At 68.5% G+C, this 25,301-nt stretch carries 19 protein-coding genes; 17 read left to right on the forward strand and 2 right to left on the reverse strand.

What is annotated here, in order from left to right; translation table 11 throughout:
- The first annotated feature begins 170 nt into the window (after nt 1–170).
- The 3 genes from leuS to lptE all read left to right on the forward strand — a co-directional run bounded on the left by leuS (nt 171) and on the right by lptE (nt 3,841).
- Nucleotides 171–2,672 (forward strand): leucine--tRNA ligase, encoded by a 2,502-nt coding sequence (gene leuS, locus ACN469_RS06650; protein WP_498765257.1) that lies wholly within the window; start codon nt 171–173, stop codon nt 2,670–2,672.
- A 114-nt stretch (nt 2,673–2,786) separates the two neighbouring features.
- Nucleotides 2,787–3,281, forward strand: a complete 495-nt coding sequence (locus tag ACN469_RS06655) for a hypothetical protein (RefSeq protein ID WP_498765259.1) — start codon at nt 2,787–2,789, stop codon at nt 3,279–3,281.
- Nucleotides 3,282–3,313: 32 nt separating this feature from the next.
- Complete coding sequence (gene lptE, locus ACN469_RS06660) at nt 3,314–3,841, forward strand: LPS assembly lipoprotein LptE (RefSeq protein ID WP_498765261.1); 528 nt, start codon at nt 3,314–3,316, stop codon at nt 3,839–3,841.
- Nucleotides 3,842–3,914: 73 nt separating this feature from the next.
- On the opposite strand, the gene rpsT is transcribed toward lptE, so the two are convergent.
- Together rpsT and mazG are read right to left on the reverse strand one after the other, a co-directional pair.
- The gene (rpsT, locus tag ACN469_RS06665) at nt 3,915–4,187 is read right to left on the reverse strand and encodes a 30S ribosomal protein S20 (protein WP_498765263.1); all 273 of its coding nucleotides are present in this window, start codon (nt 4,185–4,187) and stop codon (nt 3,915–3,917) included.
- Nucleotides 4,188–4,324: 137 nt separating this feature from the next.
- Nucleotides 4,325–5,458 carry a nucleoside triphosphate pyrophosphohydrolase gene (mazG, locus tag ACN469_RS06670; protein WP_498765357.1) on the reverse strand — a complete coding sequence of 378 codons (1,134 nt, stop codon included), beginning with the start codon at nt 5,456–5,458 and terminating at the stop codon, nt 4,325–4,327.
- Between the two features lie 198 nt (nt 5,459–5,656).
- On the opposite strand from mazG, the gene ACN469_RS06675 reads away from it, so the two are divergent.
- From ACN469_RS06675 to ACN469_RS06740, 14 genes are all read left to right on the forward strand, one after another.
- On the forward strand, nt 5,657–7,834 hold the full coding sequence (locus ACN469_RS06675; RefSeq protein WP_498765265.1) for a tetratricopeptide repeat protein: 2,178 nt from the start codon (nt 5,657–5,659) through the stop codon (nt 7,832–7,834).
- Between the two features lie 4 nt (nt 7,835–7,838).
- The gene (locus ACN469_RS06680) at nt 7,839–8,960 is read left to right on the forward strand and encodes a DUF4388 domain-containing protein (protein WP_498765267.1); all 1,122 of its coding nucleotides are present in this window, start codon (nt 7,839–7,841) and stop codon (nt 8,958–8,960) included.
- Nucleotides 8,961–9,041: 81 nt separating this feature from the next.
- A complete protein-coding gene (locus ACN469_RS06685) occupies nt 9,042–10,109 on the forward strand; it encodes a PhoH family protein (protein ID WP_498765269.1) in 1,068 nt (355 codons plus the stop codon).
- A 135-nt stretch (nt 10,110–10,244) separates the two neighbouring features.
- Nucleotides 10,245–12,737, forward strand: coding sequence for an HD family phosphohydrolase (locus tag ACN469_RS06690; protein WP_498765271.1), 2,493 nt, complete (start codon nt 10,245–10,247; stop codon nt 12,735–12,737).
- A 22-nt stretch (nt 12,738–12,759) separates the two neighbouring features.
- A complete protein-coding gene (gene ybeY, locus ACN469_RS06695; protein WP_498765273.1) occupies nt 12,760–13,617 on the forward strand; it encodes an rRNA maturation RNase YbeY in 858 nt (285 codons plus the stop codon).
- A gap of 100 nt (nt 13,618–13,717) precedes the next feature.
- Entirely contained in the window at nt 13,718–15,043 is a 1,326-nt protein-coding gene (locus ACN469_RS06700; protein ID WP_498765275.1) for an Lnb N-terminal periplasmic domain-containing protein, read from the forward strand.
- 70 nt (nt 15,044–15,113) lie between these two features.
- A protein-coding gene (prfB, locus tag ACN469_RS06705) for a peptide chain release factor 2 (RefSeq protein ID WP_498765277.1) occupies nt 15,114–16,236 on the forward strand; the annotation gives its coding sequence in 2 pieces (ribosomal slippage) (nt 15,114–15,182 and nt 15,184–16,236; 1,122 coding nt in all).
- A 172-nt stretch (nt 16,237–16,408) separates the two neighbouring features.
- The gene (locus tag ACN469_RS06710; protein ID WP_498765279.1) at nt 16,409–17,035 is read left to right on the forward strand and encodes an RNA polymerase sigma factor; all 627 of its coding nucleotides are present in this window, start codon (nt 16,409–16,411) and stop codon (nt 17,033–17,035) included.
- Nucleotides 17,032–17,415 carry an anti-sigma factor family protein gene (locus ACN469_RS06715; protein ID WP_498765281.1) on the forward strand — a complete coding sequence of 128 codons (384 nt, stop codon included), beginning with the start codon at nt 17,032–17,034 and terminating at the stop codon, nt 17,413–17,415. The genes ACN469_RS06710 and ACN469_RS06715 overlap by 4 nt, the downstream gene beginning before the upstream one ends.
- A 73-nt stretch (nt 17,416–17,488) precedes the next feature.
- Nucleotides 17,489–19,021 (forward strand): lysine--tRNA ligase, encoded by a 1,533-nt coding sequence (lysS, locus tag ACN469_RS06720; protein WP_498765283.1) that lies wholly within the window; start codon nt 17,489–17,491, stop codon nt 19,019–19,021.
- Nucleotides 19,022–19,033: 12 nt separating this feature from the next.
- A complete protein-coding gene (locus tag ACN469_RS06725; protein WP_498765285.1) occupies nt 19,034–21,424 on the forward strand; it encodes an FtsX-like permease family protein in 2,391 nt (796 codons plus the stop codon).
- Nucleotides 21,425–21,426: 2 nt separating this feature from the next.
- Nucleotides 21,427–22,101 (forward strand): ABC transporter ATP-binding protein, encoded by a 675-nt coding sequence (locus ACN469_RS06730; RefSeq protein WP_498765287.1) that lies wholly within the window; start codon nt 21,427–21,429, stop codon nt 22,099–22,101.
- A gap of 298 nt (nt 22,102–22,399) precedes the next feature.
- Entirely contained in the window at nt 22,400–24,637 is a 2,238-nt protein-coding gene (gene bamA, locus ACN469_RS06735; protein WP_498765359.1) for an outer membrane protein assembly factor BamA, read from the forward strand.
- Between the two features lie 103 nt (nt 24,638–24,740).
- The gene (locus ACN469_RS06740) at nt 24,741–25,301 is read left to right on the forward strand and encodes an OmpH/Skp family outer membrane protein (RefSeq protein ID WP_498765289.1); all 561 of its coding nucleotides are present in this window, start codon (nt 24,741–24,743) and stop codon (nt 25,299–25,301) included.

Below are 25,301 nucleotides of genomic sequence, written 5' to 3' on the forward strand. Positions count from 1 at the left end.
TGAGCAGTCAGGCGTGGGCGGCACGGGACGGGCGGACGGGGGCTCGAACGGGGACAGAAGTGGCCCGGGTCGGCGGTTCTCTCAGGTCAGTCGGAGGAATCTGGCCCCGTCGGCCTGAGACGAGGGGCCTTGCCCACAGGGGCAGCCCTCCCATAAGAGGCGCAGCGGACATGGCGATGAACGAGCGTTACGAGCCGCAGTCGATTGAAGGTAAGTGGCAGGCCCGCTGGGACGAGGCCGGCATCTTCCGGGCAGGCAAGCGCCCGGGTGCACCGAAGAAATACGTGCTCGAGATGCTGCCGTACCCCAGTGGCAAGATGCACATGGGGCATGTGCGCAACTACCTCATCGGGGATGTGTACGCGCGGTACTTCCTGATGCGCGGCTTCGACGTGCTTCACCCCATGGGCTGGGACGCCTTCGGTCTGCCGGCGGAGAACGCGGCCATCAAGGACGGCGTGCACCCGGCCATCCGCACCGCGGAGAACATCATCTCCTTCAAGCAGGAGATGAAGAGCCTGGGCTACAGCTACGACTGGGAGCGCGAGGTCAACACCTCGAAGCCCGAGTACTACCGCTGGAACCAGTGGTTCTTCATCAAGATGCTGGAGCGCGGGCTCGTCTATCGCCGCTTCAGCAAGGTGAACTGGTGTACCGGCTGCCACACCGTCATCGCCAACGAGCAGGTGAAGGACGGCGTCTGCGAGCGCTGCTCGTCGCCCGTGGTGGACCGGGAGATGCCCGAGTGGGCGTTCCGAATCACCCGGTACTCGCAGGACCTGTTGGACAAGCTGGACACGCTCAAGGAGTGGCCGGACCGCATCACCTCCATGCAGCGCAACTGGATTGGCCGCTCGGATGGCGCCGAGGCTGACTTCCGCATCCAGGGCCATGACGCGGCCTTGCGCGTCTTCACCACGCGCATCGACACCATCCACGGCTGCACCTACGTGGTGCTGGCGCCGGACCACAAGCTGGTGGCCCAGGTGACGACGCCCGAGCGCCGCGCGGACGTGGACGCCTTCGTCAAGCGCATGGCGGCCCAGTCCAAGTCGGAGCGGACAGGGGAAGACACGGAGAAGGAGGGCATCTTCACGGGTGCCCACGCCGTCAATCCCTTCACGGGTCAGCAGGTGCCCATCTGGATCGCCAACTTCGTGTTGAGCGACTACGGCACGGGCGCGGTGATGAGCGTGCCCGCGCACGACGAGCGGGACTTCGCCTTCGCGCGCAAGTACGCGCTGCCAGTGAAGGTCGTCATCCAGCCGGCCACGGGCGACAAGCTCCCGGCGGGTGACGCGCTGGAGGCGGCGTACACGGAGTACGGCGTGCTGGTGGACTCGGGCGAGTACACCGGGATGACGTCCGAGGCGGCGCGCACCGCGATGGCCGCGAAGCTGGAGAAGGACGGCCAGGGCCGCGCGACGGTGACGTACCGCCAGAAGGACTGGGGCTTCAGCCGCCAGCGCTACTGGGGCACGCCCATCCCCATCGTCTACTGCGAGAAGTGCGACCCGGAGCGCCACGGCATCCCCGTGCCCGTGGAGCAGCTCCCGGTGAAGCTGCCTGAAATCGACGTCCAGGAGGTGCTCACCGGCAAGGGCGAGCCCCCGCTGGCCAAGGTCGCCTCGTGGGTGAACACCACCTGCCCGAAGTGCGGCGGCCCCGCCCGGCGTGAAGCGGAGACGATGGACACCTTCGTCGACTCCTGCTGGTACTTCGCGCGCTACCTGTCGCCGCACTACGACGCCGCGCCGTTCGACCCGAAGGAGGCCCAGCGCTTCCTGCCCGTGGACATCTACGTGGGCGGGCCCGAGCACGCGGTCATGCATCTGCTCTATTTCCGGTTCTGGACCCGGGTGATGAAGCTGCTCGACTTGAGCCCGGTGGACGAGCCCGTCAAGCGCCTGATCACGCAGGGCATCGTCAACGGTCCGGATGGCCGGAAGATGTCCAAGCGCTGGGGCAATGTCGTCGCCCCTGCCTCCATCGTCCAGAAGTACGGCGCGGACACCGCGCGCGCGTACGTCATGTTCGCCGGCCCGCCGGAGCGCGACTTCGACTGGTCCGACGCTCAGGTGGAGGGCGTGTTCCGCTTCCTCAAGCGCGTCTGGGTGCTGGCCTCCACGCACCACGCCTCGGTGGCGGGCGCCACGCATGACGGCCCCTTCGAGGGCAAGGCGCTGGAGATCCGCCGCGCGGCGCACAAGGGCTTGAAGCGGGTGGGGGAGGCCATCGAGCGGCTGTCCTTCAACACCGCCATCGCCGGCACCATGGAGTGCCTCAACGCGCTCTACGACGCGGGGACGCCGGAGACGGCCGCGGAGAAGTCGGCCATGGCGGAGGCGGTGCGCCTGCTGGCGGTGGTGCTCACGCCCTTCGCGCCGCACCTCGCGGACGAAATCGCGGAGGCCTACGGGAGCAAGGAGTTCACCGTCGCGCAGCCGTGGCCGGACTTCGACCCGGCGCTGGTGGTGGATGACGTCATCCCCTACGCGGTGCAGGTGAACGGCAAGCTGCGCGCGGAGATTCGCGTGGCGGCGGACGCGGGTGAGGCGGACGTGCGCGCGGCGGCCGAGGCGGATGAGCGGGTCCAGTCCGCCATCGCCGGCAAGACGCTGCGCAAGTTCGTCTTCGTGCCCAAGCGGCTGGTGAACTTCGTCGTCGGCTGAGCGGGGACCCGGGTGCCGGCCGAGGTCCTCGTCATGTGCCCCGCGTGCGGCCAGCCTCAAAAGGCCGGCGGCGCGCGGTGCATCGCCTGCGGGGGCCCGCTTCCCGAGGCGCCCGTGCCCACGCCGCTCGGGCCCTTCCTCTCCGCGGACCTGGGAGGAGGTCGCTCCCTCGTCGGTGACGCCGGGCGGCTCACCTATCGCGCGGCCGAGGCCGTTCCTCCCCTCGTCGTGGAGCTCATCCAGCTCCGGGCGCTGACGCTGGAGTCCCGCCCCTTCTTCGAGGCCCTGGTGCTGTGTGGGTTCGGCCTGCTGGGGCTCGTGGCCGCGGGGCTGCCATTGAAGCTGGTGATGTTCGCCCTGGCGGCGCTGGGCGGGCTGCTGGCGGCGGTGTGTCGGGTGCACGCCCTGGTGCTGGAGACGTCCACGGGCGCGCGGCTGCGCTGGCCGCTGGGGCTGGCGCGCCGGGGCTCGGAGCGCGACGCGAGGCTCCTGGGCGCCTGGCACACGCTGGCGGGCGCCATGAAGGCCCGGGGCGTCGTGGTTCGGGACGCGAGCGGTGCGGTGCTCACCTCGCCGTCGTCGGAGCCACCTGAAGTCCCTCGTGCTTGACGGAGTGGTCCGGGCGGGTAGGGTGCCGGGCCATGTCGCTTCCCTTCAGGACTGCCTCACGGCGTCTCCACCTGGCCGTGTCGCTGATGGGTTGGGGGGCCTGCTCGGTGTTGCTTCCGGGGTGTGGCTATCGCCTGACGCCGCGTGGCTCGGGACTGCCCGCCGGGGTGAACACGGTGTGTGCGCCCGTCTTCGGCAACGACACGTCCGAGCCCGCGCTCGAGACGGTGTTCACCCGCTACTTCCGTCAGGAGCTGACGCGGGTGGGGCGGCTGGGGAGCGGGGCTTCGTGCGACGCGCGCGTCGAGGGGACGGTGCTCTCGCTGTGGAGCTCGCCGACCATCGTCGAGGGGTTCTTCCGCGTCGCCGGCACGGTGCGGCTGCGGCTGGTGCGCGAAGGTCAGCAGCAGCCCCAGGAGACGGTCATCTCGGGGACCGAGGACTATCGGCCAGGGCGTGGCGACATTCTCGAGGCGGAGTCCAACCGTCAGGCGGCGTTGGACCGGCTGGCGGAAGTGCTCATGCGCGATGGGTTTGAGCGGCTGGCCAACACCTGGTGAGGAGGCGGATGCCTCCTCCCGGGGAGCCTGCTTCGGAGACTGCGAAGGGGACTCTGAAGAGTCCCCTGGTACATCAGGCCTGACGCGCGCTCTTGGCGGCGGCCTTGGCGAGACGGGAGATGCGGCGGGACGCGGTGCGCTTGTGCAGCACGCCCTTGGTCGCGGCCTTGCTCAGCGCCTTGGAGGCCGACTTGAGCGCGTCCGTCTTCTTGGCACCATCCTTGGAGCCAATGGCTTCCCGGGCGGACTTCACCGCGGTCTTCACGTCGGAACGGACCGTGACATTGCGGGCGCGGCGCTTCTGGGACTGACGGTGACGCTTCTCTGCGGACTTGGTGTTGGCCAAGAGAAATCTCCAGCGAAAGGCAGGCTAAAAAGAGGGGCCGTCCTTACTGCGACGCCTCGAAAGCGTCAAGGCGCGCGTGCTCGTCCAGCCGGGATTTCCGGACTCTGGACGCGGATCAGCGAGGTTCGCGAGGGGAATCATCCGGCGGAGGGGGTGTATTCCCACACCAGGCCGGCAGGATCCCGGAAGGACAGTCGCCCGGCGACGGAGTTCCCAGTTCCTCCTGGGAGGATCTTCTCCACCACCTGCCGGGCCCGCTCCACCGCGAGGGCGGAGGGGGCCTCCAGCGTGAAGGATGCGCCGGCGGCCGAGGCGGGTGCGCGCTGGAAGACGAGCCGCAGGGAGCCGTCCTCGTAGCGGGCCTCGTCCGGAGTGGGGCGGTGGGTGATCCACCCCAGGCTGGGGGCCAGCGCGTCCCAGAAGGCTCGCTGGGCCTCCAGGTCCGCCACGCCCAGCCGCAGCGTGGAGATGGGCGCGCGGGGCAGGGACTTGGGGGGCGGGAGGGACTTCTCCTTCGCCTTGGCCGCCTGCCAGTGGCGCTCCATGTGCTCCAGGGTGGCGCCGCCGAAGGGGACTCCCTCGGCGAGCAGGGCGGCCTCGATGTGCTGGAAGCGGGTGGTGAAGCGGTGGCTGGCCATGCGCAGGGCGTCCTCGGCGGGCGTCTTCACGAAGCGCGCGAGGTTGGCCAGGGAGAAGAGGACGTCGCCCAGCTCGTGCTCGATGGCGTCGCGGTCGCCGGAGGCGATGGCCTCGTCCAGCTCCACCAGCTCCTCGGCCAGCTTGCCGCGCACGCCGGCCAGGTCGGGCCAGTCGAAGCCGATGCGGCTGGCCTTCTCCGTCAGTCGCTCGGCGCGCAGGAGGGCGGGCGCGGCGGTGGGAACCCCGTCCAGGACGGAGCCCGCGTTGCCCGTCTTGCGCTTGCGCTCATCGGCCTTGAGCTTGGCCCAGTTGGCCAGGACCTGCTCGGAGCCATTCACCCCGCGCAGCTCCCCGAAGACGTGGGGGTGCCGGCTGGTGAGCTTGTCGCTGATGGCCTTGCTGACGTCGGCCATGGTGAACTCGCCCAGCTCGGCGGCCAGCTGCGCGTGGAAGACAATCTGGAAGAGCAGGTCTCCCAGCTCCTCGCACAGGGGGTGCCAGGGCCCGCCCGAGGCCACGCGGTCCATCTCGTCCAGGACCTCGAACGCCTCCTCGACCAGGTAGGGACGCAGCGAGCGCAGATCCTGCTCCCTGTCCCAGGGGCAGCCACCCTCGGCGCGCAGCCGCCGCATGATGTCCACCAGACGCTCCAGCTCCGTCCCGGGGGTGCCTGCTTCGCTCACGGTCGCCTCCTCGCGGGGCCAGTCCCGCGGCGCTGCGTCCCTGTAACACGCGGCCCGTGGGTCGCATCCGGAAAGGCGGCGACAGGACGAGGCAGGTGGCGTTCCGTTTCGTGGTTCGGCCGGGCTCGCCTATCATCCGAGCCCTGGATGATCCGCCTCCCGCTTTCCTCCCTGATCCTCTGGGGCCTGCTGCTCCTGACTCCGGCGTTGGCATCCGCTCAGCTCGAGGCGCCCACGCGACTCCAGGAGGTGGACCCCGGTCCACTCGAGCCCGACCTCCAGGACGAGTCCTACGACACGACGGACCCGGCCGATGACGGCGCCGTCGATGACGGTGAAGCCGAGGCCGAGCGGGACGACGCTCCCCGCAGGTCTCCGCGTGGAGGGAAGGCGCCGGCCCTCTCGGCTCCCCCGAAGTCCGCGGTGACGCCGCCCCCCGTCGAGCCCGCTCCCGTCGTCATCGCGCCCAGGCCGGTGCTCAGCCCCATCCTGACGCCTCGCGTGTCGGACGACGAGGTGCTGGCGGTGTGGGACCGGTGGCGGCAGGCGCGAGCGACGAACGACACGGCCACGGCGGAGAAGGCGCAGCAGGAGCTGGTGACGCTGAGGCGCGAGCTGCTCGCGTCGGACCTGGAGCCCATCAGCGTCGGCTTCCTTCGCGAGGCGGAGGTGCGAGGGCGGGCCGGAGACCTGGGTGGCGCCATCCGGCTGGCGGAGCTGGCCGTGGAGCTGTCGCCTCGCCTGCCACTCGCGCGCTTCGGGCTGGCGGAACACTACGCGATGTCGTCCCCAGCGGAGCCCGGACGCTATCTGGGTGAGCTGCGCGCGGCCTTCCTGTCCATGGCGTTGGACCCGCGCTATCGCGGACCGGCGCTGGCGGACCTCGGCGCGCTGCTGTTGCTGGCGTGGTCGGCCACGGCGGTGGCGCTGGTGGGCCTGCTGTTCCTGCGGCGGGTGCGTTACGCGCTGCATGACTTCCACCACCTGCTGCCGCGCGCGGTGGCCCGGTGGCAGTCCGTGCTCTTGGGCGTGTTGCTGCTCGGCCTGCCGCTGACGTTGGGGATGGGTCTGGTGCCCCGGCTGCTCGTGTTGCTGGCGGTGGTGGTGCCCTACCTCACCCGGCAGGAGCGGGTGGTGTCGGCGGTGCTGGTGGCGGGGCTGGGCCTGACGCCGCTGGCCGCCGGACAGCTCACCCGGCTGACGGCCTTCGCGGGAACGCCCGCCGAGGACGTGTACCTGCTGGAGCGCGGCGGCCTCTCCGCCGAGGGCGCGGTGGCGCGCGTCAAGGCGCGGCACGAAGCGCGCAAGGCCACCTTCCCGGAGCTGACGGCCCTGGGCCAGTACGAGTCACGGCGGGGCCTGCTCGAGGACGCGCGAGCGCACTTCAAGGCGGCCTCGGCGGTGCGCAGCGGGGATGCGCGGCTGCTGACCCGCTTCGGCAATGCGCTGGTGGGGCTGGGGGACGTGGACGGCGCCGCGCAGCTCTATGTGCAGGCGTCCCGGGCGGATCCGCAGATGGCGGCGCCCCACTACAACATCTCGCAGCTCTACCGCCGACAGGCCAAGACGCTGCCGGACGCGGAAGTGGGCAAGGCGATGGAGCGCGTGACGACCGCCACCGCGTCGGCGCAGGCGCTGGACGGAGACCTGCTCCGGCGCGAGCCACCCCCGGATGATCGCCTGCTGCTCAACCTCCTGATGCTGGCGCCGGCGATGCCGGAGTCGGAGTGGCTGTCGCTCGCGGATGGCGCGGAGGCGGGGCGCCGGGTGGAGGCGCAGCTGGAGCGCTGGCTGCTGCCAGGGGTGGAGCCGGGACCGGTGGCCTGGGCGCTGCCGGCCGTGGCGGTGGTGCTCCTGATCGGCTGGGGCCTGCTGACGCGGCGACTGAAGGCCGCGAAGGTGTGCGAGCGCTGTGGCCGGCCGGTGTGCGTGCGGTGTGATCCCGAGCTGGGCGTTGGCAGCCAGCAGTGCGGCCAGTGCGTGAATGTCTTCTCCCGCCGGGGGCTGGTGCCGCAGCAGTTGCGGCAGCGCAAGGCGGACCAGGTCCAGCGCCATCAGGCGTGGGCGGGCCGGGTGACGTACGCGGTGGGCGCGGTGCTGTCGGGCGCCGGGCATGTGTTCTCCGGAGGCGCGGTGCGCGGCGCGCTGTATGCCTTCCTCTTCCTCTTCGCGCTGGCCGCGACGCTCCTGCACCACGGACTGGTGCGAGCGCCCTATGGAGACGCGCCGCTGTACCTCAAGCTGGTGCCGGCGGTGTTGCTGCTGGTGAGTGTCCACCTGCTGTCGCTGCGCGGCCTGCACCGGCTGCGACAAGGGGAGGAGTGAGACCATGTCCCTGAAAGGCACGCTCAAGGACTTCGGCATCGGCGACATCCTTCAGCTCATCGGGCAGCAGCAGAAGACGGGCTCGCTCCAGCTGGCCAACAAGGACCAGGAGGTCCGCATCGGCTTCCGGGACGGCCACATCATCAAGGTCGAGAGCATCACCCGGAAGCGAAAGGACCTCATTGGCGCCATGCTGGTGCGCGCCGAGCTCATCACCGAGACGCAGCTGGAGGCGGCGCTGGAGACGCAGCGGCGCACCCTCAAGCGGCTGGGTGACGTGCTCGTCTCGAGCCATGCCCTCACCGCGGACCGCTTCCAGTCGATGATGCAGCTGCAGGCCACGGAGACGCTCTACCGCCTCTTCACCTGGAAGACCGGCACCTACGAGTTCAGCCAGGAGCCCGTCGAGCCCGACGCCGAGGCCATCCGTCCCCTGCGCGCCGAGACGGTGCTCATGGAGGGCTTCCGGATGGTGGACGAGTGGCCCGTCATCCGGAAGTCCATCCACCGCGACGACCTCTCGTTCGAGCGCCTCAAGGCGCTGCCGCCGCCGCGCGAAGGTGAGGAAGGCGGCGAGCTGGGCGTCATCGCCACCACCGAGCGGCGCGTGTACGACGAAATCGCGCCGGGGCGCGACCTGCGCAAGCTGGTGGACGTCTGCTGTCTGGGCGAGTTCGAGACCTGCAAGGCCCTGCACAACCTGGTTCGGGGCGAGTACGTGCGTGTCATCCACCCGGAAGGGGCTCGGGCCCCCGTGCCGGGGGACGAGCGCCTGCTCTCCCGCCTGGGGGGCGCGGTGGGCCGCGTCGTCGCCACCATGGGCGTGCTGGCGGTGCTGGCCGTGGTGGTGTCACGGGTGGCGCTGGCGGACCCAGAGCGCACGCGCGCGGCCACCGCCTTCGCCGATGCCGCGGCTCAGCGTCATGTTTCCGATGCCCAACGCGTCCGCATCGAGTCCGCGCTGGAAGTGTTCCGTCTGGAACGCGGTGAGCTGCCAGAGCGATTGGATGCTTTGGTGCAAGCTGGATTGTTGAATTCGGACGAACTCAGATACCCCTGGCGGGAGGAGTACTACTACCGGCGGCTGGCCGCTCGGCGGTTCGTCCTCCTGCCACCCTTGCGCTAGCCTTCACCCAAAGTCGTCTTTCGGGGCCAGGGGGGCGGCGTTACGTTGAGGACAGCGGTACCGACCGAGGAACGACACGCATTGCGAAATCCCGCCACGTTGGAAGCGACCGCAGCCGTTTCGACGACCTCCGCCAAGGTGGATGTCCGGGACAATGAGACGGCCATGGCGCTGTGCGGCAACCAGAACGAAAACCTCAAGCTGATGGAGCGACGCCTCGGTGTCCGGGTGGGACAGCGGGGGACGGAGTTCCATCTGTCCGGACCTTCAGACGCGGTGGCCTTCGCCGTGCGCCTCCTGCAGAACCTGGAGGAGATGAGTCGCGCGGGCCGCCCCCTGTACCGCGAGGACGTGGAGCAGGGCATCAAGGTGCTCGGACGGGGGGCGGAGTCGCTCCAGGAGGTCATGCTCGGCCCGGTGCTCAAGAGCTCCGGCAACCGGCAGATCGCCCCGAAGAGCATCGCCCAGAAGCGCTACGTGGACGCCATCCGAGCCCACGACATCGTCTTCGGAGTGGGCCCCGCCGGTACGGGCAAGACGTACCTGGCCATGGCCATGGCGGTGGCCTTCCTTCAGGAGCGCAAGGTCAAGCGCATCATCCTCGCGCGTCCGGCCGTCGAGGCGGGTGAGAAGCTCGGCTTCCTGCCCGGCGACCTCCAGGAGAAGGTGAACCCCTACCTGCGTCCGCTCTACGACGCGCTGCACGACATGATGGCCGTCGAGCGCGCGGCGACCCTGGTGGAAGAGGGCGTGGTGGAAGTGGCCCCGCTGGCCTTCATGCGCGGCCGCACCCTCAACGATGCCTTCGTCATCCTCGACGAGGCGCAGAACACCACCGTGGAGCAGATGAAGATGTTCCTGACGCGCCTGGGCTACAACAGCAAGGCCGTCATCACCGGCGACGTGACGCAGGTGGACCTTCCCACGGGGAAGATGTCCGGCCTGAATCACGCCCGGACGGTGCTCAAGAACATCGAGGGCATCCACTTCGCGGAGTTCTCCGACGTGGACGTCGTCCGCCACCCGCTGGTGCAGGAGGTCATCCGCGCCTACGACAGGGCGGAGCTGGCGCAGAGCGAAGCGAAGCTTGCTCGTGAGGCGGCCCACGCCGCCTCGACTTCGGTGAAGTCCGAGGCCGCTGTCAGCTGACTTCAAGGCTCTGGCCTACTTATGCCCACCCGCCCGTACCCTGGCGGGCGGGCATTCGTATTTCCGCCCTCGTGAATTTTCCGAGGCGCTGCGGCCTTGATGGAGCCACGGCCCCTATCTAGGGTGAGGACCTCCATGGACGAACCGGAACCGCAGTCCCCCGCGCCCAGTCCTTTGGACGCGCTCGCAGCACGCCTTGGGTTGGGAAAGGGCGTCTGGGGGCGGCGTGCGGTCCAGGTGTTCCTCCTCCTCACGGTCTCGGTGGGCGCCGGCTTCGTCATCTCCCCGGGCCTCTACAGCCAGCAGATCCCCGCGCTCTCTGAGGAGAACCTCGGCAAGCCGTTCCGGGCCAGCTCTCCGGCGGGCTTCAAGGCCGCGCGGGACTACGAGGTCGTCCACCGCGCCATGACGACCCAGCGGCGCCAGGAGGCCCGGGCCGCCGTCAAACCCGTCTATGACCTGAACCCCGCGGTGGTGGGACATCTGCGCACCGTGGTCCGCGCCTCGTTCGCGACGATGCGGGAGCGGCTGGGGGAGCTGGCGGACGCCCAGCCGGACGCCGAGCCCGAGGACGGCAAGAAGTCGCGCCGTCACCCCCCTCCGACGGCGGAGCAGGTGGAGCGCGAGCGCCGGGCCCGCGAGTCGATGCAGGCCGAGCTCCAGGAGCTGCTCTTCGGCCAGCGTGACGCGGGGCTGGAGGCGGAGGACTTCCAGGCGCTCTACGGGAAGGGCTTCTCGGAAGAGGTGGAGGCGGCCACGCTGGTGCTGCTGGAGCGGGCCTATCGCTCCGAGCAGGGGCCGGTGCACGTGGCGGGCTCCCGGGAGGAGCTGGCGCGCGAGGCGCCCCAGGGCCTCACCGTCCGGGACGTGGTGAACAAGGGCGAGGACACGCTGCCCAACGGCGCGCCGCAGGTGGTGGACATCCGCGAGGCGCACCAGGAGCTGGAGCGCTTCGCCTCCATCCCAGGAAACCTCCTGCCGGACGCGCCCGGTGTGCAGCGCCGCGCGGTGCTGCGGCTGGCCAAGCGGTTGGTGCGGCCCAACCTGACCATCAACATCGCGGAGACGGACGCGCGACGTCACCAGGCCGCGCAGGCGGTGAAGGACGCGGTCATCTCCATCAAGAAGGGGCAGCGCGTCATCGGTGATGGCGAGCTGGTGAACGAGGGGCACCTCGTCGTCCTGCGCGGGATGCGCGCGGAGACGGACCGGTTGGACCTGGTGCAGGTGCAACTGGGGGGCACGGGCCTGGTGGCGCTGCTGGTGGTCGCCTCGTACTTCTTCTGCCTCAGCGCGTTCCGGCGCTTCCGACCCACGCGCAAGGACGGGTTGCTGCTGGGCATCCTGCTGGTGGGGACGCTGGCCCTGTTGCAGCTGTGGGTGTCCATCGCGGACGCCATCCAGGACCGGTACACGGCGCTGCCCATCGAGGCGCTCTACTACGTGTTCCCGGTGGCGGCCGGCGCCATGCTGGTGCGCTTCATCCTCACGCAGGAGCTGGCGCTCTTCTTCGCCATGGTCTTCGCGTGCCTCGCCGGCGTCATGCTGGGCAACTCGCTGGCCTTCGGCATCTACACGCTGGTGGGCTCGCTGGTGGCGGCGGACCGCATCGTCAAGGCGAAGGACCGCGTGGGCATCTTCCGGGCGGGCCTGGTGACGGGCTCGGCCAACACGGTGGCGGTGCTCTTCCTGTTCCTGGTGGAGGGCAAGGGGCTGTCGGCGGACACGGCCCTCACCGCGGTGAGCGCGTTCATCGGCTCGTCGCTCGCGGTGCCCGTCATGGTGATGGCGCTCACGCCGCTCATCGAGATGACGTTCGGCTACGCGTCCGACATCAAGCTGCTGGAGCTGGCGAACCTCAACCACCCGGCGCTCAAGGAGCTCATCGTCCAGGCGCCTGGCACGTACCACCACTCCATCATCATCGGCACGCTGGTGGAGAACGCGGCGGAGACCATCAGCGCCAATCCGCTGCTGGCGCGCTCGTGCGCGTACTACCACGACATCGGCAAGGGTCGGAATCCGCTCTACTTCGGGGAGAACCAGAAGGGGGAGAACCGGCATGACGCGCTCGCGCCCGCGATGAGCGCCGTCATCATCAAGCGCCACGTGACGGAGGGGCTGGAGATGGCGCGGCAGTACCGGCTCCCCAAGCTGGTGGCGGATGCGATTCCGCAGCACCACGGCACGCGCACGGTGGGGTATTTCTACCACAAGGCCCTGAAGGAGCAGGAGGGCAAGGAAGGCGCGCCGCCCATCGACGAGAGCATCTACCGCTATCCGGGACCGAAGCCTCAGTTCCGCGAGGCGGCGCTGGTGATGATCGCCGACGCGGTGGAAGCGTCGACGCGGTCCATGACGGACCCCACCACGACGAAGCTGCAGGCGCAGGTGCAGAAGATCATCAACCTCATCTTCTCCGAGGGGCAACTGGACGAGTGCGACCTGACGCTGAAGGACCTGAACCTCATCTCGCAGTCCTTCCTGCTCACGCTGGAGGGCATCTACCACACGCGTCCCGTCTATCCGGCTGGCGCGGTGGGAGGCGGCAAGGCGCCGCCGCTGGTGGTGGCGGGAGGCAAGGCCGTGGAGGCGAAGGACAAGCCGCGCTCGGCGGGGGCGTTGTGAGTGGGACGCGAGGAGTGACGGCGTGAGACTGCGCAAGGGCAAGGTCATCCCCAGGGAAGACGGCAAGCGCATCGAGGAGTTCGTGGGCGCGGCGACGACGGGGACGGATGCGGCGTCCGTGGCGCGGATGCTCGCGCCTCCAGGTTGGTCCGAGCCGGCTCAGCGACCCGAGTTCGACGAGATGGTCATCGTCCTCACGGGAGAGCTGACGCTGGTGGTGGAGGGCCGCCGCGAGCGAATCCCCGCGGGTGAGGTGGGCTTGGTGCCACGCGGCAAGCGCGTCGTGTACCGCAACGACGGCAAGGGCGCGTGTGACTACTGGTCCATCTGCGCGCCGGCCTTCCGTCCGGAGCGCGCGCACATGGAGGCGCCGGCGCCCCAGGAGAAGGAGAACGTGGTGACGGTGCAGCTCGCGCACGGGCAGGGCAAGGAGTTCGGCCGGCTCCTGACGACGTGGGCCCGGGACTACTTGAAGCGCCTGTCGCTGACCCACTGCGAGCTGTCGCTGTCACTGGTGGATGACCGCGCCATCCGGCGGCTCAACCGCACCTGGCGGGACAAGGACAAGGCGACGGACGTGCTGAGCTTCCCCGCGGGCGAGCAGCCCCGGGGCACGCCGGGCCCTCGCCCCCTGGGCGATGTGGTCATCTCCCTGGACACGGCGAAGCGGCAGGCGAAGGAGTACGGCCGCACGCTGGAGTCGGAGATGGCGCGCTACCTGGCGCACGGGCTGCTTCACCTGCTGGGGCACGACCACGAGCGTCCGCGCGACGCGAAGCGGATGGCTGCGTTGGAGGAGGAGCTGCTGGGGGAGCGCGGCATGGTGGCGGACTCGCTCCAGGTGGACGCGAAGGCCCGCCGGGCCCGCAGCCTGATGTAGGGACCTCGCACGGCCCCCTGGCGGACAATCCGGCATCCTGTCGATTGAGTCGGGCGGCGTGCATGATAGGTAGGCCGCCTCCCGCGTGTTGGACAAAGCCATGCCCCGCTTGTCGCTCATCGCCCTCTGCCTGCTTGGCCTGCTGCTCTCGGCTCCCGCGCGCGCGGCCTCGGACTTCGTGCCTCCCTGGGGAACCGGCGAGAGCCAGGGCGAAGACCTCGTCGTCTCGCTGGCCACCTTCAGCCCCGGCGACGACGTGCCCTCCTGGTGGGGACATGGCTCGCTGGTGGTGGAGGACCGCCGGCTCGGTGTGGCACGCGTCTACAACTACGGGATGTTCTCCTTCGACGAGGCGATGCTGGCGCGCTTCGCGATGGGACGCCTGGAGTTCTGGGTGGGGCAGGCCCGCGTCGAGAACACCTACCGCTTCTACAAAGCGGAGGACCGCGACGTCCGCATCCAGGAGCTGAACCTCACTCCGGAGCAGCGCCAGCAAGTCGCGAAGCGGCTGGCCGACAACGTCCTGCCGGAGAATCGCGAGTATCTGTATCACCACTACAACGACAACTGTGTCACGCGACTGCGGGACATGATTGACGGGGCCACGGGCGGGCAGCTCCGCGAGGCGGACCGGGCCCCGGGGCGGATGACGTTGCGCGAGCACACGCGGCGCTACACGTCGGTGAATGCGCCGATGAGCGTGCTGCTCGACTACATGATGAATGACGAGATTGACCACCCCATCACCCGCTGGGAGGAGGCCTTCCTCCCGGACGAGTTGGAGACGCAGGTGGCCACGCTCCAGCTCAAGGACGCGGAGGGGCAGACGCGGCCGCTGGTGGCGAAGAGCTGGAACTACTACGCGTCGCCCGTGCGCGCGCGTCCTCCCGCCGAGCCTCCACCCTGGGGCCCCTGGATTCTGGCGCTGGGCGTGGCGCTGGGCGGTGGGGCGCTGGGACTGGCGGCCTGGGAGCGCAAGCGTGGGGGCAGGGCGGCGCGGGTGCTGCTGGGCCTGGAGACCGCGGTGCTGGGGCTGGTGCTGGGCATTCCGGGCACGGCGCTCTTCGTGATGTGGCTGGTGACGGACCACACGGTGGTCTACCGGAACGAGAACCTGTTCCTGGCCAACCCGCTGACGCTGCTGGCGGTGCCCTTCGGCGTGTCGCTGATGCGGGGCAACCCGAGGGCGCGCTCGCGGCTGTTCAAGCTGTGGGGCGCGCTCACCGTGACGGCGGTGCTGGGCATCGTGCTCAAGGTGCTGCCCCCGTTCAACCAGGACAACCTGCGCCTCATCGCGCTCATCCTGCCCATCTCCGTGGGCATGGCCGGGGCGTTCGGCTTGGACCGGGTGCTCGCGCGCATCACCGGGACACACCGCGCGTCAGCGGACCGTGGCGACACCGTCGCTCGGCTCAAGACGCCCTGACGCTTTTCGTTTTCAACCTACTTCCACGCGGTGGCCGCTGACGGCACCGCGCGCCCGCGGAGAACAAGACATGGCGAACGATTCGATGGAGAAGATCAACGGCCTGCGGGAGCGCGTGTTGGCGCTCCGGGGGCATCTTTGACCTGGACCGCAAGCGGTCCCGCATCGCGTTGATTGAGCGTGAGAGCACGCTGCCCACCTTCTGGGACGACAACACCAAGGCGCAGGGGATGTTGAAGGAGAAGTCCGCGCTGGAGGCGGGCGTGGCCTCCTACGACAGGGTGATGCGCGGGCTGGACGACGCGCAGACGCTGCTGGAGCTGGCGGCGGAGGCGGGCGACGAGGACACGGCCCGCGAGGCGGAGGCCTCACTAGGAGGGCTGGACGGCGACGTCGCGAAGCTGGAGCTGGCGCGCATGCTGTCCGGTGAGCAGGACCGCAGCAGCTGCTTCATGGACATCAACGCGGGTGCCGGTGGCACCGACTCGATGGACTGGGCGGCCATGCTGTTGCGCATGTACACGCGCTACTGCGAGACCAAGGGCTGGAAGGTGGAGATCAGCGACGAGGTGCCGGGCGAGGAGGCGGGCTTCAAGAACGTCTCGCTGCGTATCGAAGGCGACTTCGCCTACGGCTACCTCAAGGCCGAGGTCGGCGTGCACCGGCTGGTGCGCATCTCCCCGTTCGACGCCAACGCGCGCCGGCAGACGGCCTTCGCGTCGGTGGACGTCTACCCGGAGGTGGATGACGCCATCCAGATTGACCTCCCGGAGAAGGACATCGAGCTGAAGTTCATCCGAGGCAGCGGCGCGGGTGGACAGAAGGTCAACAAGACGTCCTCCACCGCGCAGCTGCGCCACATTCCCACGGGCATCATCGTCACCACGCAGACGGAGCGCTCCCAGTCGGCCAACAAGGAAATGGCCTTCAAGATTCTCCGGGGCCGCCTGTACGAGCTGGAGATGAAGAAGCGCGAGGCCTTGCGCGACGCCGCCGAGGCCGCGAAGAAGGACATCTCCTTCGGCTCGCAGATCCGCTCCTACGTGCTGGCCCCCTACCGCATGGTGAAGGACCTGCGCACCGGTGTGGAGACGGGCAACGTGGACGCGGTGCTGGACGGTGACCTGGAGGAGTTCATTAACGCGCAGTTGTTGGGAGTGAAGAACCCCAACCGCAACGCGGCGATGGACTAGCCGCGATACCCGCCGGAGCGGGAGGGATATCCCCTCGCTCCGATGTTCCATGCCTGCCCCGGGAACCTTTTTCCGCGCCTTGCTGTCGGAGGGGCGGTGGGGCAGGGGAACGGGATAGGCTCAAGGGGCAGTGGCCCTTCCTCCTCGGAGGGGCTGTCGCGGGAGGACATCGGTGTCGCCGGGCGGCGTGCTCGAAATCGGACAGGACGGGCCGGCCGCGGATGCGACCGCGTCACGGCGCGAGGACGCGGCCCTGCTGGCCCGGCTGCGCCAGGGCGAGCCCGAGGCCTTCGAGCAACTGGTGCGCACGCATCAGGACCGGCTCTACGATTTCTGCGTCCGCATGGTGGGGGACCGCGAGGAGGCCCACGACCTGGTGCAGGAAATCTTCGTCAGCGTGCATCAGCACGTCCGCCGCTTCCGCGAGGACGCGAAGCTGTCCACCTGGCTGTTCCGCATCACCAAGAACCACTGCATCAACCGGCTCAAGTACCTCAAGCGCCGCGGCAGGGGGCGCTCGGAGGAGTACGACGAGACGAGCGACCTGTGGGTGGACGGCCCGGGGGCACCGCCCGCGCCGGATGCCGCCCTGGAGTCCTCGCGCGAGCGGGCCCGGGTGCAGTGGGCCATCTCCCAACTCGAGCCGGATGCCCGCATGCTGGTGGCCCTGCGCGATATCGAGGGCCTGAGCTACGACGAAATCGTGGACATCACGGAGCTGCCCGAGGGAACGGTGAAGAGCCGGCTCCACCGGGCGCGCGAAAAGCTGGCGAACCTCCTGGGGCGGCTTGAGCCATGAGTGGATTCCATCGCAGACTCCCGGACGTGGACCCGCACCTGAACCACCGCGAGGCGAAGGCCCTGTTCTTCGCGCTCGCCGACGACGAGCTGCCCGCCCCCCAGGCGAAGGCAGTGCGTACGCACCTGGACGGCTGCGACGAGTGTCGCCAGGGGTGGGAGGGATATTCGCGCACCGTACGACGTCTCCAGGGCGTGGAGCGCGAGAAGGCCCCGCCCGTGCTGGCGTCGTTGGTGATGAATCGCGTGCGTCGTCAGCGTCGTTTCGGGCTGAAGGGCCTGCACATGGCGCACATGCAGCACCGCTTTCCGGTGGAGATCCTCATCCCCCTGCTGCTGGCCGCGGCGGTGGCTGCCTTCCTGGTGATGGCGGCATCCTGAAGCTTCCCGATGTGTTGCGTTGCGTCCCGAGGGAGCCTTGGCTACGGTGCCGCGCCTCTTGGAAGGGCGCGCGATGGCTGACGACCAGAACAACGACCTGGGCTCGAAGGAGCAGGAAATCTACGACCAGCGGCTGGAGAAGGCCGCGAAATGGCGTGAGGCCGGCTTCAACCCTTACGGCAATGGCCACCGCCCCCAGCACCTCGCGGCCGACATCCTCGCGAAACACGCGGACGACACCCCGGAAGCGCTGGAGCAGACGCCCGTCTCCTACGACGTCGCGGGTCGGCTCGTGGCGATGCGCTCGTTCGGCAAGGCCGCCTTCATCAAGCTGAGAGATCGCTCCGGCGAAATCCAGGTCCACATGAAGAAGGACGCGCTCGCGGAGGCGTACGAGGTCTTCAAGCTGTGTGATTTGGGCGACTTCCTGGGCGTCACCGGCACGCTGTTCCGCTCGAAGACGGGCGAGCTGACGCTGGCGGCGACGAAGTTCGTGCCGCTCACCAAGTCCCTGCGGCCCCTGCCGGAGAAGTGGCACGGCCTGACGGACGTGGAGATCCGCTACCGCCAGCGCTACCTGGACCTCGTGTCCAACCCGGACGTGAAGCAGACCTTCCTCCGGCGCAACAAGCTCGTCCGCTTCATCCGCTCCTTCCTCGACGGGCGCGACTTCATCGAGGTGGAGACGCCGATGATGCACCCGCTGGTGTCGGGCGCCGCGGCGCGCCCGTTCACCACGCACCACAACGCGCTCGACATCGACCTGTACATGCGCATCGCTCCAGAGCTGTACCTGAAGCGACTGGTGGTGGGCGGCCTGGAGCGCGTCTACGAGGTGAACCGGAACTTCCGCAACGAGGGCATCAGCACCCGGCACAACCCCGAGTTCACCATGCTCGAGTTCTATCAGGCGTACGCCACGTACGAGGACCTGATGGACCTGAGCGAGGAGATGATCTCCGAGGCGGCCAAGGCCGTCACCGGCGACTCCAAGGTGAAGTACGGCGAGCACGTGCTGGACTTCGGCAAGGGCTGGAAGCGCATCTCCATGGTGGAGGCCATCCGCGAGGCCGTGGGCGGCGGGGCGCTCTCCGACAAGGACATGGCGGACGCCGACAAGCTCCGCCACGAACTGCTCAAGACGGCGCGCGCCGAGTCCGAGCGGCGCGCGATTGACACGATGAACCACGGCGAGCTGGTGGGGGCCCTCTTCGAGGCCCACGTCGAGCACACCCTGATTCATCCCACCTTCATCACCCATTTCCCCACTGCAGTCTCCCCGCTGGCCCGCAGGAACGACCAGAATCCGGAAATCGCGGACCGGTTCGAGCTGTATGTGGCGGGGCGGGAAATCGCGAACGCCTTCTCCGAGCTGAACGACCCGTTGGATCAGAAGGGCCGCTTCCAGGGCCAGCTCGACGCCAAGCAGCGCGGACAGCAGGAGACGATGGACTACGACGAGGACTACATCCGGGCACTCGAGCACGGCATGCCTCCCACGGCGGGTGAAGGCATCGGGATTGATCGGCTCGCGATGCTGTTCACGGATGCGCAGAGCATCCGCGACGTCATCCTGTTCCCCCTCCTCAAGCCACTGGCGAAGTAGCCAGGAGGCCAATTGCACTCGGCAGAACGGCAGACCGTCCACCGCTGGATTCTCCTCTGGGCCGGGGCCCTCGTGGCCCTGGTGGGATTCATCCTGCTCGCATGGTCCATCTCCGCGTCCGGCGCCTGGGCGGAGGTCAGCTCCGCTTTGGGGTTGTCCCTGTTCGGCTGGGGCGGGGTGCTCCAGGCCATCAACGGGGTCTCCCTCCTGCCGGCGCACGCGGCGGTGAAGGACTCACTTCCTCCGGCCGGCTCCTGGTCGCTCGTCTCCGGCACGCTCATCTGGCTGCTGGGCTGGGGACTGGTCGCCGCGGGGATCCGCCGCGCTCCCGCGACGACGGAAGGCCCGAGCACGGCGGCCGGGGCTCCGCTCTACCCGCGTCTGGCGCGCTACCGGGACTTCTACTGGAGCACGCTGGGGGCCTACGGCGGCGGCATCCTGCTCGCGGAGCTGGTGCTCGTCCTCCTGCAGACGGTGCTGTCCAGTGGTGTTCCCTCCACGGACCTGGGCGCGGTGAAGGACTCGGGCGGAGGGCTGTCACTGCCTCCCACCGGCGCGTTCGCCATCTCCCTGGTGATTGCCGCCGCGGTGGCGTTCATCTCCGGCTTCGTGGGGGCATCTCGTGCGCAGCGGCTGTCGCTGCCGGAAGCCACCATCGGCGTCCTCTACCTGGGCCTGCCCGTCCCCATCCTCCTCACCTTGATGGAGCGGATTCCCTGGCTCCAGCTCCAGCTCGGCTACCGGCTGCGCGAGGTGACGTATGTGGCGGGCCTGCTCGGCCGTCCTGAGCTGGCGTACTGGCTGACCTTCACCGGCCTGGTGCTGGCGCTGGTGCTGGGTATCAACACGGGCTTCGTCGCCGCCGGCAGCGGGCGCGTGGACCTGAAGCTGGGCTTCGAGCTGTTCGTCGCGCGCCGCCATGTCGCGGTGTTCCGCCCGTCGCTGCTGTTGGGGACGTTGGCGGTGTTGATGTTCGGCATCATCCCGCCCTTGCTCATCTACTTCATCATCCGCGCCGCCGAGGCCGCGGTGGAGCGCACCCGCATCCGCGCGCTGGGCCTGTCGGATCCGCTGGCCGCGTCGGAGGCGCTGCACTCGCTGAAGCTGCGCGAGCAGTCGCCCACCATGATGATGACCGCCCTGTCGGTGGGCGGCGTGGGCGTGGGCGTGATGGCGCTCATCATCGTCCTGTCGGTGATGAGCGGCTTCGAGGCGGACCTCCAGAAGAAGATCCTCGGCACCAACGCTCACGCGGTGGTGACGCGGTACGCGGGGGACCTGCCCGAGTACGCCAAGGTGATGGAGTCCATCCGCAAGGTGCCCGGAATCGCGGGGCAGACGCCCTTCATCATCAACCAGGTGATGATTGCCTCCGAGGGCAACGTCGACGGCGTCATCATCAAGGGCATCGACCCGGCCACGGTGGGCGAGGTGACGGACCTGCCCCGCAACATCCTCGGCAACGGCTCGCTCGACATCCTCTACACGCCGGAGAAGATCCTCTCGCGCGGCCTGGACGAGGAAGAGGCCGAGGCTCCCGAGGGTGGGGAAGGGGAGGAGGGCGGAGACGACATCATCCGCCGCTCTGGCAAGCCGACGAAGGCGCCCGTGCTGCCCGGCATCGTCATCGGCCGCGAGCTGGCCGCGTCGCTGCGTGTGGTGGTGGGCGACCGGGTGAACGTGGTGTCGCCCCTGGGCACGGAGCTGGGACCCACGGGGCCCATCCCGAAGAACCGGGCCTTCCGGGTGGCGGCCGTCTTCTACTCGGGGATGTACGAGTACGACTCCAAGTTCGTCTACATCCTGCTCAAGGAAGCGCAGGACTTCTTCAACATCCAGGGCGCGTCCGGCATCGAGCTGAAGGTGCTCGATATCGACGACGCCCGGCGCATCTCCGGCCAGGTGGTGAAGCTGCTCGGTGGGTATCCCTACCGCGCCCGCGACTGGGGCGAGATGAACAAGAACCTCTTCTCCGCGCTGCGCCTGGAGAAGCTGGTGATGGGCATCATCCTCTCCATCATCATCATCGTGGCCGCCGGCCTCATCGTCGCCACGGTCATCATGCTGGTGCTGGAGAAGCGCAAGGAGATCTCCGTGCTCAAGGCGCTCGGTGTCCCCGATGGCGGCATCGTGAAGATCTTCCTCGCGGAAGGCCTCCAGATTGGCGTCGCTGGAGGGCTGCTGGGCCTGTTCTCCGGCCTCGCCTGGTGCTTCTTCATCGAGAAGGTCGGCATCAAGCTGGACCCGGAGGTCTATTACATTCCCGCGCTGCCGGTGCGCATCGAACCTTTGCAGACCGCGCTGGCCGTCGTCATCGCGGTGCTCGTCACCTACCTGGCTTCCATCTATCCGGCCCTCAAGGCCAGCAGCGTGGAACCGGTGGAAGGGCTCAAGGCGGAGTAGCCATGACCCTGTTGTCCATCCGCAACGTCTTCAAGAGCTACTTCCTGCACGGCAAGCGCATCGACGTGCTGCGCGCGGTGTCGCTCGACATCGGCAAGGGCGAGCTCGTCTCGCTCGTCGGGGCCTCCGGTGCGGGGAAGAGCACCTTCCTGCACGTCCTGGGCACCCTGGATGCCCCGGCCGCGGGCGAGGTCTTCTTCGAGGGCCGCTCCGTGTTCGACATGAACGACGCGGAGATCGCCGAGTTCCGCAACCGCACCATGGGCTTCGTCTTCCAGAGCCACTACCTGCTGCCGGAGTTCACCGCCCTGGAGAACGTGGCCATGCCGGCCCTCATCCAGCGCCAGGAGCGCTCCGGGGCCTACACCTATGCCCGGGAGCTGCTGGAGCGGGTGGGACTGGGGCAGCGGGTGGACCACAGGCCAGGGGAACTGTCCGGTGGTGAAGCCCAGCGGGTGGCCCTGGCGCGCGCCCTGGTGCTCAAGCCCGCGGTCCTGCTCGCCGACGAGCCGACCGGCAACCTGGACCCGGCCACGGGCGAGGGCATCCACCAGCTCCTCAGGGACGTCAACCGTGAGCTGGGCATCACCGCCGTCATCGTCACCCACAATGAAACGCTTGCCCGTTCCATGCCCCGCCGCCTGCGGCTGGCTGGCGGGCAGGTGTCGGAGGCTTGATGGCTCCGCGCTTTTGGATTGAGGGCGTCGCGCCCCTTCCCGTACATTGCCCCGCCTTTCTCTGGCCGGTCTCCCCTTGAGGCACCCCGTTCTGTCCCGCAAGTCACTGCTCCCGCTGCTGGCGGTCGTCCTGTGGTCGCTCGTGCCTGGCTCCGTCCAGGCGCAGGTGAATGGGGGTGCGCCCTCGGCGACCCCGGTTCCGAGCACCCCGGCCCCCGTTCCTGAACGTCCTCAGGACGCCCCTGTCGACGACGCCCCCGCCGACGAAGCCCCCGTGTCCGAGGATGACCTCAACCGGGTGGTGGAGGTCCGCGTCGAAGGCAACAAGCGCGTGGAGGCGGAGGCCATCCGTCGCGCCTTGCGCACCAAGGTCGGCCAGCCGCTGGCCTCCGCTCGCAGCGCCGAGGACCTCCGGGCCGTGTGGGCCCTGGGGTACTTCCAGAACGTGGAGCTGCTCGTGCAGCGGCTGCCGCGCGGTGTCGCCTACGTCGTCCGCGTCGAGGAGCGGCCCATCGTCCGGTGGGTGACGCTCCAGGGCAACGAGGAGCTGAGCCGGGATGACCTGAAGGAAGAAATCGAGGCCAAGCCCAACACCATCCTGGAGCTGGAGACCGTGCGCAACACGGTGAAGAAGATCCAGGCCAAGTACGTGGAGAAGGGCTTCTTCCTCGCCGAGGTCAAGTACCAGATCAAGCCCAACGAGGGCGGCAGCGTGGACGTGCTCATCCTCATCAACGAGCACGCCAAGGTGATGGTGAAGCAGATCACCTTCATCGGCGCGGAGAAGGTCTCTCCGGCGGAGCTGAAGGAGACGATGATCACCCGCGAGGGAGGCTACTTCTCCTTCTTCACGGGCGAGGGCACCTACCGCGAAGAGGCCTTCCAGCGCGACCTGGCCGTCATCCAGATCGCCTACTACGACCGGGGCTTCATCAACGTCAAGATCGACAAGCCCACCGTCCAGCTCAGCGCGGACAAGCGCTTCATCTACATCACCCTGCGCATCACAGAGGGCGAGCCCTACGACATCGGGAAGATCGACTTCTCCGGAGATCTGCTCTCCGACGTGTCGAAGGAGAAGATGACCGAGCTGATGAAGTCGACGCCGGGCCAGCGCTTCAACCGCTCGCAGCTGTCGCAGGACATCCTGGGCCTGTCGGACGTCTACTTCGACCGGGGCTTCGCGTACGCGAACATCAACCCCGTCACCAGCGTCAACGCGGACAACCGCACGGTGGACCTGACCTTCGACGTGCAGAAGGGCCCCCAGGTCACGATCGAGCGCATCGACGTCATCGGCAACAGCAAGACGCGCGACAAGGTCATCCGCCGCGAGCTGCGCGTGTACGAAGGCGAGCTCTACAGCGGCACCGGTGTGCGCCGCAGCAAGGAGCGCGTCACCGCGCTGGGCTTCTTCGAGACGGTGGAAATCACCCAGCGCGCGGGAAGCACCGACGACACCATCGTCCTCCAGGTGGAGGTGAAGGAGAAGGCCACCGGCACCTTCCAGGTGGGCCTGGGCTTCTCCAACGTGGAGAACTTCATCTTCACGGCGCAGATCTCCCAGAACAACTTCCTGGGCTGGGGCCAGAGCGTCTCCGCGTCCGCGCAGATTTCAGGCCTGCGCTCGCTGGTGCAGCTGTCGTTCTATGACCCGTACTTCCTGGACACCAACTACCTGCTGTCAGCGGAGTTCTTCCGCGTCCAGGCCGACTACGACGGCTTCATCCGCAACTCCACCGGTGGCACCATCTCCATCGGCTACCAGTTCATCGACGACCTGCTCGGCACCGTCGGCTACACCCGTGAGTGGGTGAACGTGGAGGCGGGCTCGAACCTGGGCGCCGTGCTCCTGGCCAACCAGTTCCTGTCCGGCACCACCAGCGCGGCGCGCCTGTCGCTGTCGTTCGACCGCCGCGACAACCGCCTGTTCCCCTCGCGCGGCTTCATCCACTACGGCTCGGTGGAGCTGGCCCCGGACTTCCTGGGCGGCACGTTCCTCTTCAACCGGTACACGGCCTACTCGCGCCTGTACTTCCCCCTGCCGCTGGGCTTCGTCTTCAAGACGAACGCCACCATCGGCTACATCCAGCAGCTCGACTCGAACAAGCCGCTGCCCATCTCCGAGCTGTACTACGTGGGCGGTATCAACAGCGTCCGCGGCTACTACCTGCGCAGCATCAGCCCCTCGGTGAAGGTGCCCCGCTCCGGCAACCCGGACGCCACCGTCACGGACTTCCTCGTCGGCGGCAACAAGCAGCTCGTCTTCAACTTCGAGCTCGAGTTCCCCATCTTCGAGAAGGCCGGCCTGCGCGGCGTGCTCTTCTACGACGCGGGCAATGCTTTCGCCTCGAACGAACGCTTCTTCCAGGACCGACAGGACAAGCTACCGCTGGGCCTCTTCCACTCCGCGGGCTTCGGCTTCCGCTGGTTCAGCCCCATCGGCCCGCTGCGCTTCGAGTGGGGTATCCCGCTGACCAGGCGACCGGAAGACGACCGGATTCTGTTCGAGTTCACTATCGGCAACTTCTTCTGATAAGCCGTCGTCCGTCGTCCCGGCCCCGCCCTGGCGGGAAGGGTTGAACAAGCCCGGGCGTCTGACGTCGGACCCTGTACCCTTCCCTGAGGAGCTGTTGAACATGTCGCTTCGCACCACTGTCGCGGCCATGGCCGCCGTCCTGTCGCTTGCCCTGCCGGTGGCCGCCTCGGCCGCCGATCTGAAGGTCGCCTATGTGGACCTCCAGCGCGTCCTGCTCGAGGTGGATGACGGCAAGGCCGCCAAGGCCCGCCTCCAGAAGTGGCTGGAGGGCAAGCAGAAGGAAATCGACGCCGAGCAGACCGCGCTGCGCACGGAGAAGGAGACGCTGGACAAGCAGGCCAGCGCGATGACTCCCGACGCCCGCGCCCAGAAGGAAGCGGACCTGCAGCGCAAGGTGATGGTGCTCGCCCAGAAGTGGGAGAAGAGCCGCGGCGAGGCCGCCACCAAGGAGCGCCAGGAGATGGAGCCCATCATCAACAAGATCGACCAGGTGGTGGCGTCCATCGCCCAGCGGGACGACCTGGGCATGGTGCTGGACAAGCGTGACTCGGGCATCGTCTTCGCCAAGGCCCAGTACGACATCTCCAACGAAGTGATTCGCTCGTACAACAGCGCGAAGACGACGAAGACGACGGCGGCGAAGGACGCCCCGACGAAGTAG

This window comes from Corallococcus terminator (genome assembly GCF_049194865.1).
GTDB lineage: Bacteria > Myxococcota > Myxococcia > Myxococcales > Myxococcaceae > Myxococcus > Myxococcus terminator_A.